This is a genomic window from Antrihabitans stalactiti, from assembly GCF_012932915.1.
GTDB classification, from domain to species: Bacteria; Actinomycetota; Actinomycetes; order Mycobacteriales; family Mycobacteriaceae; genus Antrihabitans; species Antrihabitans stalactiti.
In genome coordinates, this window is sequence record NZ_VCQU01000006.1 from 49331 (window position 1) to 61476 (window position 12146).

Genomic DNA, 12146 nt, shown 5'->3' on the forward strand with positions numbered 1-12146 from the left:
CGACCGTGAGATTCAGAAAAGTTACTGCGATTGCGGCTACTGCGTTTCTTGCCGTCGGGCTCGGTCTTTCTGCGTGCTCGACCGAAAGCGACGACTGCCCGGACTGCGTGACCACTTTCGCAGGCGAGCCGCAACATCCACTGTTGCCGTCCAATACGAACGAAAATATGGGCGGGCGAGTAGTCGACCGGCTGTGGGCGGGCCTTCGCTATTACGACGCGGACGGTGGCGTCCACGACGAGGTCGCGGAATCCATCACCACGACCGACCAGAAGAACTTCACGGTCACGATCAAGCCGGATTGGAAGTTCACCGATGGTTCGGCGGTGACAGCCAAGTCGTTCGTCGACGCCTGGAACTACGGCGCGCTGAGCACGAACGCGCAAGTGCAGAGCTATGCATTCGGGCAGATCGCCGGCTTCGACGAGGTGAGTGCCGAGAATCCGACGGTGCAGACGATGTCCGGACTGAAGGTGACCGGCGACCGCACTTTCACCATCGAATTGAAAGAGCCGTCGATCGATTTCGCGCTGGGCCTCGGCTATGCGCCGTTCTATCCGCTGCCGGAGGCGGCGTTCAAGGACATGAAAGCGTTCGGTGAGAATCCGATCGGAAACGGTCCGTACAAATTCGTGAAGTGGGACCACAACACCGCCATCGATCTTGTGCCGAATCCGGACTACAAGGGCGGCCGACCCGCGAAGAACAAGGGTCTGCGATTCAAGATGTATCAGTCGCTCGAGACGGCGTACGCCGACTTGCTGGCGGGCAACCTGGACACCCTCGACACGATTCCCGACAACGCGTTGTCGACGTACAAGCAGGATCTCGGCGATCGCGCGATCACCAAGGCCACTGCGCAGAACGCTCACATCGGAATTCAGCCGACCACCGCACACTTCGCGGGCGCGGAAGGAGTCTTGCGGCGCAAGGCAATCTCCATGTCGATCAACCGAGAACAGATCGCGCAGAACATCTTCCACGGCACTCGGGTGCCTGCCCGCGACTTCACGTCCCGCACCCTTCCTGGTTTCGTCGACAATCTTCCCGGCACCGAAGCGTTGACGTACAACCCGGAGGAGGCCAAGCGAGTGTGGGCGCAGGCAGACGCCATCGCGCCGTGGAGTGGAACGTTCGAGATCGCCTACAACGCCGACGGCGGCCACCAGGCATGGATCGAGGCGGTCGCGCACAGCATCGAGAACACACTCGGCATCACAGCCACCGGCAGTTCCTACCCTACGTTCAAGCAGATTCGCGACGAAATCTCTGGCAAGACGATCGGCAAGGCCTTCCGTTACGGCTGGCAGGGCGACTATCCGTCGATGCTGCAATTCTTGACAGCGCAGTACATCAGCACCTCTGAAACCAATGACATCGGCTACAACAATCCCGAATTCGACCGGTTGATCGCGGCGGCTCAAGGCGCGCCGACGCTCGAGGAGTCGTACAAGATCATCGCGCAGGCACAGACTTTGCTGCTCGCCGATATGGCCGACGTTCCGGTGTTCGATTACATCGCAGCCGCAGGGTTTTCGGCGAAGGTGCGTGCCGGACTCGCCTGGAACGGGCTTTTCGACTACGAGAATATTGCTCCGGCGTAGGAGCGGGCAGTGGCCTGGTACATAGTCCGTCGGCTGCTGCAGATGGTCCCCGTCTTCCTGGGGGCCACGCTGCTCATCTACGCGATGGTTTTCCTGATACCGGGTGATCCGATCGCGGCACTCGCCGGTCCGCGAAAGCTGACGCCGGCCGTGGAGGCGCAATTACGCGCGCGCTATCACCTGGACCAGCCGTTCTTCACCCAGTATCTGCTGTACCTCAAAGGCATCGTGACCTTCGACTTCGGCACGGCGTTCTCGGGCCGACCGGTCCGCGACGAATTGGCCCGAGCCTTCCCGATCACGATGAAACTCGCGGTGATGGCGGTGGCGATCGAGGGTGTGTTCGGCGTCGTCTTCGGCCTGATCGCGGGCCTGCGCAAAGGCAAGTGGTTCGATTCGGTGTTGCTGGTCGTCAGTCTCGTCATCATCGCGGTCCCGATCTTCGTGGTGGGCTTTCTCGCGCAGTACTTCCTGGGCATCAAATGGGGGGTTGCGCCGGTGACCGTGACCGGGAAAGCGACTGTCGGCGAACTCCTGGTCCCGGCATTCGTCCTCGGGTCGCTGTCGTTTGCCTATGTGCTGCGGTTGACGCGAAATTCGGTGGCAGAGAACCTGTCCGCCGACTTCGTCCGTACCGCAACGGCGAAAGGACTGTCGCGCCGACGCGTCGTGACCGTGCATGTGCTGCGGAACTCGATGATCCCCGTCGTCACGTTCCTCGGCGCCGACCTTGGGGCGTTGATGGGCGGCGCGATCGTCACCGAGGGAATCTTCAACATCCCCGGCGTCGGCGGCACGTTGTACCAAGCGATCGTGCGCGGCGAGCCGCCGACAGTGGTGTCCTTCGTGACGGTCCTCATCGTGGTCTTCCTGCTGGCGAATCTTCTCGTCGATCTGCTGTACGCGCTACTCGATCCGAGGATTCGCTATGCCTGAGGGGCAGGAGTATTTCGTCGCACCACCCGACGAGGTCGAGGTGCTCGCGACCGACCGGGTCGTCGAATCGGGAAAGCCGACGAGCATCTGGACCGACGCGTGGCGACAGCTGCGCCGGAACCCGTTGTTCGTCGTCGCGGCCGCACTGCTCGTGTTCATAGCGGTCGTCGTGGCCTTCCCCGGTCTGTTCACCGATCTGAATCCGCGTTACTGCCTGGGCGATCACAGCATGGCGCCGCGTACCGACGGGCATCCTTTCGGCTTCGATCTGCAAGGGTGCGACGTCTACGCCCGTACGATCTACGGCGCTCGCGCGTCGGTGTTCGCGGGGGTCGGCGCCACCACGCTGTTCGTCCTGATCGGAGGCACCCTCGGCGCCCTCGCAGGGTTCTACGGCGGCATTCTGGATTCGATCATTTCGCGGGTGGCCGAGATCGTGTTCGCACTTCCGTTGATGCTCGCGGCAATTGTCTTGATGCAATTGCTCGATTCCCGAACGATCTGGACCGTCATCGTGATTCTGGCGTCGTTCTCGTGGCCGCAGGCGGCGCGGATCGCGAGGGGAGCGGTCATTCAAGCGAAAAGCAGCGACTATGTACTTGCGGCAAAAGCGCTGGGCGTCTCGCGCTTTCGGACGTTGATACGCCATGTGGTTCCAAACGCCGCAGGCCCGCTGATCGTCGTCACGACGATTTCGCTCGGAGTATTCATCGTCGCCGAAGCAACATTGTCCTACCTCGGCGTCGGGCTCCCGACAACGGTCGTCTCGTGGGGCGGTGACATCGCGACTGGGCAGAAGGAGATCCGTCGGTCCGCGATCTTGTTCTATCCCGCAACAGCTTTGGCCATTACGGTTCTCAGCTTCATCATGCTCGGCGACGCCGTCCGAGATGCGCTCGATCCGAAGGCGCGGAAAAGGTGAAGCCGCTGTTGGAGATTCGCGGTCTCAACGTCGACTATTCGTCGGAGGGGACGTCGACCTCGGCGGTCTGCGACGTCAACCTGACGGTCTATCCCGGGCAGACGGTCGCCATCGTCGGTGAGTCCGGGTCGGGTAAATCGACTACCGCACACGCCATAATCGATTTGCTGCCGGGCAGCGGCAGGGTGACGTCCGGCTCGATCGTGTTCGACGGCGAGGACCTGTCGGCGAACAAGCGCGTTGCCGCCGTACGCGGCAAGGAGATCGGGTTCGTGCCGCAGGATCCGATGACGAATCTGAACCCGGTGTGGACGGTCGGTTTTCAAATTGCCGAGACCCTTCGAGCCAACGGCGTCGCCAAAGGCAAGGCTGCAAAAGAGCGCGCTGTCGAACTGCTCACCGAAGCGGGGATGAACGACGCGCCACGACGCGTCAAGCAGTATCCGCACGAGTTCTCCGGCGGCATGCGGCAGCGCGCGCTGATCGCGATTGGACTTGCGTGCCGACCCAAGCTGCTGATCGCCGACGAGCCGACCTCAGCGCTCGACGTCACGGTGCAGCGCCAGATCCTCGATCACCTCGATCGGCTGACCGACGAACTCGGCACCGCGGTCCTGCTCATCACACACGATCTAGGCCTCGCCGCCGAGCGCGCCGAACATGTCGTCGTGATGTATCGGGGCAGCGTCGTCGAATCGGGTCCAGCACAACAGATTCTGCGGGATCCACAACATGAGTACACGAAGCGATTGGTCGGCTCGGCGCCCTCACTGGCATCGCAGCGGCTGTCCTCGGTGTTGGCGCGTAGGGAAATTCGCGACCAAGCAATCGAGGTGGCGCAACAAGTCGCCGAGGTCGACACCCCGGACGTCGTTGTTGCGCAGAGCTTGACAAAGAAGTTCAAGATTCGCGGCGGCGCTCCGTGGAGGTCGACGGATTTCGCCGCCGTCGACGATGTCAGCTTCGCGATCAAACGTGGCACCACACTTGCGCTGGTTGGGGAATCCGGCTCTGGGAAGTCGACTGTGGCGCAGATGGTGCTTGGGCTGTTGGAGCCGACGTCGGGGACGGTCACGTTCGAGGGCGCCGACGTCGCGAAGCTCGACACCAAAGCGGCGTTCGCGTTTCGACGCAAGGTCCAGCCGGTCTTCCAGAATCCGTACGGCTCGCTGGACCCGATGTATTCGATCTATCGGACCATCGAGGAGCCACTGCGCACACACCGAATCGGCGATCGCAAGACCCGCGAGGCGACGGTCCGGGATCTACTCGACAAAGTGTCGCTGCCATCGACGGTCATGCGTCGTTATCCCAACGAACTGTCCGGCGGTCAACGGCAACGCGTCGCGATTGCTCGTGCCCTTGCGCTGCAACCCGAACTCGTCGTGTGCGACGAGGCTGTCTCTGCATTGGACGTGCTGGTCCAAGCGCAGATCCTCACATTGCTCAACGACCTGCAGGCGGAACTCGGCTTGTCATACCTCTTCATCACCCACGATCTCGCCGTGGTCAGGCAGATCGCGGACGACGTTGTGGTGATGAGCAACGGGCAGGTCGTGGAGGCTGCGTCGACGGTGTCGGTGTTCGACAATCCGCAGGAGGATTACACGCGCAGATTGCTCGATGCGATTCCTGGCAGGGCGGCGCTTCGCGCGTTGTGAGTCGACGACGGTAGCGTCAGCGGCCGTGAACAATCCTTTGGGTCCACTTGTCGCGCTGCCGGGCGTGGCAGAGGCAGCCGACCGTGCGCGCGAGGCGCTGGCGGCCGTGCACATGCACAAGGCCAACCGCCGTGGCTGGCAGGCGACGGCAGCGGAGGCAGCGGTGCGAGCTGGGCGCGCATCCGCTGCGATCGATGGCGGTCCGTCCGAGCTGCCCGCAGACGGACAGGTGACGAACCCGGTGCTTGCTGGATCGTTGCGGGTCGCCCAAGCATTGGACGGAGATTCGCTGCAGATACTTGTCGGTGTCTGGCGTCGCGCGCCTCTCCAGGCGCTCGCACGGTTGCATTTGCTCGCCGCGGCCGATCTCGCAGAGGGCGATGCAGCGCTCGGAAGGCCACGTGCAGACCCCGGAATTGCCGAGCGACTCTCGCTTCTGGCCGACATCGTGCTCGACGGCTCCGCGCCTGCGCCGGTCATTGCGGGGGTCGTACACGGAGAATTATTGGCTCTTCGCCCATTCGGTTCTGCCGACGGCGTAGTCGCCCGTGGAGCGTCGAGGCTGGTCGCAGTGGCGTCAGGGCTCGATCCGCACAACCTGGGTGTACCTGAAGTCGCGTGGCTGAAAGACAGGACCGGATACAGCGCAGCAGCCGCCGGCTTCGCCTCGGGTGATCCGGTCGCTCTTGGCGCATGGCTGAACCTGTGTTCGGAGGCGTTCGAGGCTGGCGCACGCGAGGCAGTGTCGATCGCGAACTCGGTTGACGGGTAGCTGTTCCGGCGCTGATTCAGCCCGAACATAAAAAACGGGCGGTGCTGCCGATTGCTCGACTTCACCGCCCGCTAACAAGGACTACCCGGTTACCAAGCGTGCTAGGTGGGTTGTGTGGTTGGCCTCGGCGTCAATCCGACCTTCGCTGGTTCATCCCCGCAACCTGTGCGAGGTCCTCGCCCGCGAAGACCCGAATCACGCAGGCCCACAACGCTTCTGCCCTTGTCGCGGCGCGCTCCGCGTGGGTGCCTGGTGCCCTTGCTGGGAATCCCGGTTGGGAGATCGGCCCTTCTCTTCTGGCCCGATCTTGGCCGCCCGTTCTTCCGTAACTCATTTGTACTCTGTGACCCCGCTCACATCAAGGGGAACTTCCTGAGAGTGTCGTAAGTCAGCGTTTGCGGCGTAATAGCCCGTATGTCACCGCGCCGGCGAGGAGGGCGCTGAGCCCCACTGCCGCAGTCGCTGCGACGGTGGTCGACGAGGGTGCCTGGATACGCGCGCGCAGCGACACGGGATTCGAGAACGTCAGAATCGGCCAGCCACGGCTGGCGGCCTCCTTGCGCAAGTTGCGGTCCGGATTGACGGCAGTGGGATGGCCGACGGCCTCCAGCATCGGCAGATCTGTAATCGAATCGGAGTACGCGAAGCTGGCTGCGAGGTCGTAATTCTCCGACACTGCAAGACTGTTGATGGCCTCGACTTTGCCGGTGCCGTAGCAGTAGAACGAGAGCTCGCCGGTGTACTTGCCGTTTTCGACAGCGAGCTTGGTTGCGGCAGTGTGCGTGGCGCCGAGGGCTTCGGCGATCGGTGCGACAACCTCCTCGCCCGAGGCCGAGACGACGATGATGTCGTGGCCGCGAATCTTGTGATCCGCGATCAGGTCTGCGGCTTCGGCAAAGATCAGCGGGTCGACGATGTCGTGCAGAGTCTCGGCGACGATCGCCTTGACCTGGGCCACATCCCAGCCTGTGCACATGTTCGCGAGGTGGGCGCGCATGCGTTCGACCTGGTCGTGGTCGGCGCCCGATAGCAGAAACAAGAACTGGGCATAGCTGCTCTTGAGCACAGCTCTGCGATTCAGCAACCCCTGGTCGAAGAACGGCTTGCTGAATGCGAGGGTGCTCGACTTGGCGATTATCGTTTTGTCGAGGTCGAAAAAGGCTGCGATGCGTGTGCCTGTGGTCTCAACTGAGCTTTGCGCCGTCACGGCTACAGGATATGCATGCGACCGAACTTGGCGTTTGTCCAGTTGAGGGCATTGCAACTCCGAGAGAACTTGAACTTGCAATCAGGGCTGGGTCCGGGTGTAGTATTGCGGACACCTGGACATGTTCCAGGCGTGTTCAGCCCGACCCCCCGGGGCTGAACCCGACGGCCCTCGCCTCCTCCCCCCCTGGCGAGGGCCGTCCTCTATTTCGGGGTAGGTCCGATTCCCGTCGCTGAGACAGCGAAAACGCATGTGGGAGTGGCGGTTACCGCCTTCGTGTTGGTTTGGATCGTGCCTGATGCCGACCTCTCGAGGGCTCCGATGACTTCGTGTCAGTTTGGTACGGCAGTACCGAGAGTTATCCACAAGGGCGGAGTTATCCACATTCGCGCGGTACCCCCTTTCGCGGCTCTCGGCAGTACCCCAAGCTCGACTCCATGGACCTCGACCAGGCTGTCAGCCGACCCACCCCACGGGTCGCGATGCTCGTGCACGACGCAGACCTCCGCGGCGAAATACGCCGGATCGCGGCTGCCGCAGATGTGGTTCTCGACGAAATTGCCGGCGCCGTCGGTCGCCAGCTCTGGCAGGCACCGCATGTCGTTGTAGTGGACACGCCGACGGCGCAATCTCTCATCCTCGACCGCATGCCGCGTAGGCGCGGAGTCGTATTGGTGTGCTCGAGTAGCCCCGATCTGAACGACTGGGAGACGGCGTCGGCGCTCGGCGCCGAGCATGTGATCGGCCTTCCCAAGCAGGAATTCGAATTGGTCGAAGTGTTCGGCGCCCGATCTGACGCCGACACGGGTGGCGGACCCGTGATCGCGATCGTGGGCGGCCGCGGCGGTGCGGGTGCGTCGACGTTCGCAGCGGCGTTGGCCGTCTTCGGAGCATCGACGCGATATCGGGCGGACACTCTGCTGATCGACGTCGACAGTGCAGGCGGCGGGATCGATCTGTTGCTCGGTGCCGAGCACGTTCCGGGGTTGCGGTGGCCCTCACTGGTCCTAGAGGGTGGTCGCGTGTCGCCGGTCGCGCTGCACAACGCATTGCCTTCTGCTGCGCCTGGGCTGACGGTGCTCGCCTGCGGGCGTGGCGAATTCGCGCTGGACCCGAATCCCGCGGCGGTGTCCGCAGTGATCGAAGCGGGCAGCAGTGCAGGCAACCTCGTCGTCGGCGACGTGCCGCGACGCCCGTCCGACGCGGGGGATGCCTTCCTCGATGCGGCGGATCTGGTCGTCATCGTGGTGCCCGCCGAACTGCGCGCCAGTGCCGCAGCAGAAGCTGTGGTGGCGCGCGTCGCGGCACACAGTCGACACTCCGGCCTCGTCGTGCGCGGACCGGCTCCAGGCGGGCTGCGTGGCTCCGATATCGCTGCCGCCCTTGGGGTACCGATCCTCGCGGCGGTCCGGCCCGAACCGCGGCTGGCCGATCTGCTCGAACGGGGCGGTCTGCGGTTGCGCCGCCGGAGCCCGCTGCGCGTCGCCGCTGCGGCCGTGCTCGCAGCGGTGGAAGACCGGACCATTGCGCGAGGTCGGGCCGCATGAGCGCGATCGTTACCGCGGACCTGCTGGATCGCGTTCGCGATCGGCTCGCCGAGACCACGAGTGAGCCTTCGCCTGCCATGGTCGCCGCAGCACTACGTGCCGAAGCTGGCGGCGTGCTCGGCGACACCGATCTGCTCCGTGCTCTGCGGCTGCTGGAGACCGAGTTCACCGGCGTCGGTCCGCTTGATCCGCTGCTCGCCGATCCGGCGGTCGCGGACGTATTGGTGACAGCACCTGACGAGGTATGGGTCGATCGAGGCCGTGGATTACAACGCACCACAACGCGATTCGCAGACGAAGCCGCGGTCCGTCGGCTGGCACAACGGCTCGCGCTCGCCGCAGGCAGACGGTTGGACGATGCGCAGCCCTGGGTGGACGGTCGGTTACCAGGCGTCGGTCACTCTGGGTTCGGCGTCCGGCTTCATGCGGTGCTCGCGCCGATCTCGCAAGGTGGGACGTGTCTGTCGCTACGCGTCCTGCGCCCGGCGACGCAAGGTCTCGACGCGTTGGTCGCCGGGGGAGCAATCGCGCCGGACGCACACGCACTCCTGCTTCGGGTTGTCGCTGCGCGCCTGGCGTTCCTGGTCGTCGGCGGCACCGGCGCAGGCAAGACAACACTCCTTTCCGCGCTGCTCGCACAGGTCGACACCACCGAGCGGATCGTGTGTGTCGAGGATGCGGCCGAGTTGGCACCACCGCATCCACACGTCGTTCGGTTGGTCGCTCGAGCGCCGAATGTCGAGGGAGTCGGCGAGGTGACGGTCCGAGATCTTGTTCGGCAGGCGTTACGAATGCGGCCTGACCGCATCGTGGTGGGCGAGGTCCGTGGGGCCGAGGTCATCGACCTGCTCACTGCTTTGAACACCGGTCACGACGGCGGCGCGGGAACGGTCCATGCCAACTCGCCGGAGGAAGTCCCTGCCCGACTCGAAGCGCTTGCAGCACTGGGCGGAATGGATCGCGCAGCACTGCACAGTCAGCTGGCAGCTGCGGTGCAGGTCGTGCTGCACGTGCATCGCCGCGCCGACGGGACTCGCAGACTCGTCGAAATCGGTCTTGTGCGTAGGGAGGCGAATGGGCTGGTTGGCATTGTTCCCGCCTGGTCTGCCATCGGTGTCGAGCCTGCGGCAGGAGCATTGAATGCACTGCTGGACAGGAGGTCCGGGCTGTGATTGTCGGGTTGGTCCTCACTTCGCTCGCGGTGCTCGTGCTACCGGGGCGAGCGTCCGGTCGCCGGTTCGACGTGTGCTATCCGCAGCCGCGCCCTGCTCGGCGGCGGGTACCCGATTCGTCGGTTTTGGTCGGATTGGTGTGTATCGCTGCACTGTTGGTGAGCGGTCCGCATGCGGTGATTGCGTGCGGGATTGCGTCGATGACAGTGCGGCATCGATACCTCCGCGCTCGGCGTGACCGGATGTACCAACTCGAGCGGCGAAAGTTGTTGGACGGGTTGGAGATACTGATCGGCGAACTCCGAGTCGGTGCCCATCCGTCCGCGGCCTGTGAGGCAGCGGCAGCCGAATGCAGCGGGGCCGCGGCGCAAACCTTCGCGGTCGCCGCTGCGCGAAGTCGGCTGGGTGGCAGCGCTGCTTCCGGTGTCCGCGGCGAATCATCCGTCGTTGCAGCAGAATTTGCTCGCATTGCAGTCGCATGGCGGGTCGCCGAGAAACATGGTCTCGCCCTTGCTGAGCTGCTCGAAGCCGCGCGGTCGGATCTGCTCGGACGCATACGCTTTCGCAGTCGGACCGAGTCGGCTCTGGCCGGCGCTCGAGCGACAGGCGCGGTGCTGGCTGGATTGCCCTTGCTCGGTCTGGTGCTCGGCCACTTGATGGGTGCGTCGCCCCTGCGGGTGCTCCTGGGCGGCGGGTTCGGCGGCGCGTTGTTGATTGCAGGCACCGTGTTCGCCTGCGCCGGTTTGCTGTGGACTGACGCCATCACCGGCCGGGTCGTGGCATGACGACTTTCGCGATCGCCATGGTTTCGGCGGCAATCCTCGCACTGCCGCCACCCACGAGTGCCGCTCGTCGGCTCGGTGGCCTGCAACTGACGGTTGTCGACGATCGCCAGGCTGCACCGAAAGACGATCCGCATGCTGTCGCTTCGACTTTCGACCTGCTCGCCGCATGTCTGCGCGCAGGGCTACCGATGGCCACGGCGGCGGCAACGGTCGCAGAGAGTTCGCCTGCGCCACTGTCGATGTCACTCCGCCGAGCCGCAGATCTGCTTGCGCTCGGAGCCGACGCGGCAACAGCGTGGCAGGACGCTTCGTCGGATCCCGCGACCGAGTCGCTCGCCCGAATGGCCCGCAGATCGGCTCGCTCGGGCTCGTCGCTTGCCGGCGCGATGACGGAGTTGGCACTCCAGAGACGCACAGAGGCAGAGGATGCTGCGGGAGCACAGGCGGAGCGAGCGGGTGTCTTGATCAGTGGTCCGCTCGGGTTGTGCTTTCTACCCGCGTTCATCTGTCTCGGCATCGTCCCGGTAGTGGTCGGTCTCGCGGGCCATGTGCTCGGCGGCGGTGGATTGCTGTGATCACGAAACTTCGGCGCGGACTTGCCGCGCCGGGAAACAAAGGAGGGGAATCCGATGGTGAAGTCGGCTTATCGGGAGTTGCAGACGCGGCTGTTGCTGGCGGTGACAGAGGAAGACGGAATGAGCACCGCCGAATACGCAATCGGCACGATCGCAGCAGCCGCTTTTGGTGCGGTCCTGTACACAGTCGTCACGGGAGACTCCATCGTCAACGCACTGACGAGGATCATCGACAAGGCACTGAGCACGTCGGTCTAGTCCGAGGCGACCGCGGTGCCGTGACCGTGGAGGCGGCGATCGCAATTGCGTCGATCATGGTGGTCGTCGTCATGTGCATCGGGGCGGTGCTTGCCACATCGATGCACATCAGGTGCGTCGACGCTGCTCGGGAAGCGGCGCGGCTGGCAGCGCGGGGTGATGAGACGAATGCGGAGGCATCGGCCCATCGGGTCGCGCCGGACGGAGCTCACGTCTCGGTCCGGACCGAAGGCGACCACGTCGTCGCCACGGTCAGCGTCGAAATGGCTCTCCTGCCGCTGATCGAGATATCCGCCGAGGCGGTGGCGGCCGTGGAACCGGAGGCCGAATGAAGCGACTCGCCGACGACCACGGGGTGGCAACGGTGTTCGCGAGCTTCGTGATGCTGGCGCTGCTCGTGGTCGCCGTCTCGATCGTGCAGGTCGGGTCGTCTGTCGCGGCTCGGCATCGGGCGCAGTCCGCTGCCGACCTCGCGGCACTGGCTGCGGCCGGAGCGCTCGACGATGGTGACGAGTCTGCCTGTAGTGCAGCCGAAACCATCGCGCACCGGATGTCGGTCAGTGTCGCGACCTGCATGGTCGAGGACTGGGATGTGGTGGTGACCGTGACGGCCACGAAGGAACTTGCCGCGTTCGGATCCAAGGAGGTCAGGGCTGTCGCGCGCGCCGGGCCGGTCGAGTAGGTCTCGAAGACGGGACATCGGTGGC

At 64.3% G+C, this 12146-nt stretch carries 13 protein-coding genes; 12 read left to right on the forward strand and 1 reads right to left on the reverse strand.

Annotation, left to right across the window (positions count from 1 at the left end):
* The first annotated feature begins 5 nt into the window (after positions 1-5).
* Genes FGL95_RS17635 through FGL95_RS17655 form a run of 5 tightly spaced genes read left to right on the forward strand, consistent with a single transcriptional unit; the run spans position 6 to position 5895 of the window.
* Complete coding sequence (locus FGL95_RS17635) at positions 6-1604, forward strand: peptide ABC transporter substrate-binding protein (protein ID WP_338079908.1); 1599 nt, start codon at positions 6-8, stop codon at positions 1602-1604.
* Positions 1605-1613: 9 nt separating this feature from the next.
* Positions 1614-2540: an ABC transporter permease subunit gene (locus FGL95_RS17640; protein WP_169589221.1), complete on the forward strand. Its 927-nt coding sequence runs from the start codon at positions 1614-1616 to the stop codon at positions 2538-2540.
* Entirely contained in the window at positions 2533-3462 is a 930-nt protein-coding gene (locus tag FGL95_RS17645) for an ABC transporter permease (RefSeq protein ID WP_169589223.1), read from the forward strand. The genes FGL95_RS17640 and FGL95_RS17645 overlap by 8 nt, the downstream gene beginning before the upstream one ends.
* A complete protein-coding gene (locus tag FGL95_RS17650) occupies positions 3459-5123 on the forward strand; it encodes a dipeptide ABC transporter ATP-binding protein (protein WP_169589225.1) in 1665 nt (554 codons plus the stop codon). The genes FGL95_RS17645 and FGL95_RS17650 overlap by 4 nt, the downstream gene beginning before the upstream one ends.
* Positions 5124-5148: 25 nt before the next feature.
* Complete coding sequence (locus FGL95_RS17655) at positions 5149-5895, forward strand: oxidoreductase (RefSeq protein ID WP_169589227.1); 747 nt, start codon at positions 5149-5151, stop codon at positions 5893-5895.
* Between the two features lie 388 nt (positions 5896-6283).
* Here FGL95_RS17655 and FGL95_RS17660 read toward each other — a convergent pair whose 3' ends face one another.
* On the reverse strand, positions 6284-7102 hold the full coding sequence (locus FGL95_RS17660; protein ID WP_169589228.1) for an HAD-IB family hydrolase: 819 nt from the start codon (positions 7100-7102) through the stop codon (positions 6284-6286).
* A gap of 437 nt (positions 7103-7539) precedes the next feature.
* Between FGL95_RS17660 and ssd the strand changes: the two genes are divergently transcribed.
* Genes ssd through FGL95_RS17695 form a run of 7 tightly spaced genes read left to right on the forward strand, consistent with a single transcriptional unit; the run spans position 7540 to position 12121 of the window.
* Entirely contained in the window at positions 7540-8649 is a 1110-nt protein-coding gene (gene ssd / locus FGL95_RS17665) for a septum site-determining protein Ssd (protein ID WP_169589230.1), read from the forward strand.
* The gene (locus FGL95_RS17670; protein ID WP_169589232.1) at positions 8646-9821 is read left to right on the forward strand and encodes a TadA family conjugal transfer-associated ATPase; all 1176 of its coding nucleotides are present in this window, start codon (positions 8646-8648) and stop codon (positions 9819-9821) included. Before ssd ends, FGL95_RS17670 begins: the two co-directional genes overlap by 4 nt.
* A complete protein-coding gene (locus FGL95_RS17675; RefSeq protein ID WP_169589234.1) occupies positions 9818-10606 on the forward strand; it encodes a type II secretion system F family protein in 789 nt (262 codons plus the stop codon). Before FGL95_RS17670 ends, FGL95_RS17675 begins: the two co-directional genes overlap by 4 nt.
* Positions 10603-11181, forward strand: a complete 579-nt coding sequence (locus FGL95_RS17680) for a type II secretion system F family protein (RefSeq protein WP_169589236.1) — start codon at positions 10603-10605, stop codon at positions 11179-11181. Before FGL95_RS17675 ends, FGL95_RS17680 begins: the two co-directional genes overlap by 4 nt.
* Positions 11182-11235: 54 nt before the next feature.
* Entirely contained in the window at positions 11236-11439 is a 204-nt protein-coding gene (locus FGL95_RS17685; protein WP_169589238.1) for a DUF4244 domain-containing protein, read from the forward strand.
* Positions 11440-11495: 56 nt separating this feature from the next.
* On the forward strand, positions 11496-11771 hold the full coding sequence (locus FGL95_RS17690) for a TadE family type IV pilus minor pilin (protein ID WP_240963136.1): 276 nt from the start codon (positions 11496-11498) through the stop codon (positions 11769-11771).
* Complete coding sequence (locus FGL95_RS17695) at positions 11768-12121, forward strand: Rv3654c family TadE-like protein (RefSeq protein WP_169589242.1); 354 nt, start codon at positions 11768-11770, stop codon at positions 12119-12121. The genes FGL95_RS17690 and FGL95_RS17695 overlap by 4 nt, the downstream gene beginning before the upstream one ends.
* Positions 12122-12146: the final 25 nt, after the last annotated feature.

Bases quoted from the DNA above. Each gene is read 5' to 3' on its own strand.
- FGL95_RS17685 (WP_169589238.1), top strand. From the start codon at position 11,236: ATGGTGAAGTCGGCTTATCGGGAGTTGCAGACGCGGCTGTTGCTGGCG.
- FGL95_RS17690 (WP_240963136.1), top strand. From the start codon at position 11,496: ATGGTGGTCGTCGTCATGTGCATCGGGGCGGTGCTTGCCACATCGATG.
- ssd (WP_169589230.1), top strand. From the start codon at position 7,540: ATGGACCTCGACCAGGCTGTCAGCCGACCCACCCCACGGGTCGCGATG.
- FGL95_RS17680 (WP_169589236.1), top strand. From the start codon at position 10,603: ATGACGACTTTCGCGATCGCCATGGTTTCGGCGGCAATCCTCGCACTG.
- FGL95_RS17670 (WP_169589232.1), top strand. From the start codon at position 8,646: ATGAGCGCGATCGTTACCGCGGACCTGCTGGATCGCGTTCGCGATCGG.
- FGL95_RS17645 (WP_169589223.1), top strand. From the start codon at position 2,533: ATGCCTGAGGGGCAGGAGTATTTCGTCGCACCACCCGACGAGGTCGAG.
- FGL95_RS17695 (WP_169589242.1), top strand. From the start codon at position 11,768: ATGAAGCGACTCGCCGACGACCACGGGGTGGCAACGGTGTTCGCGAGC.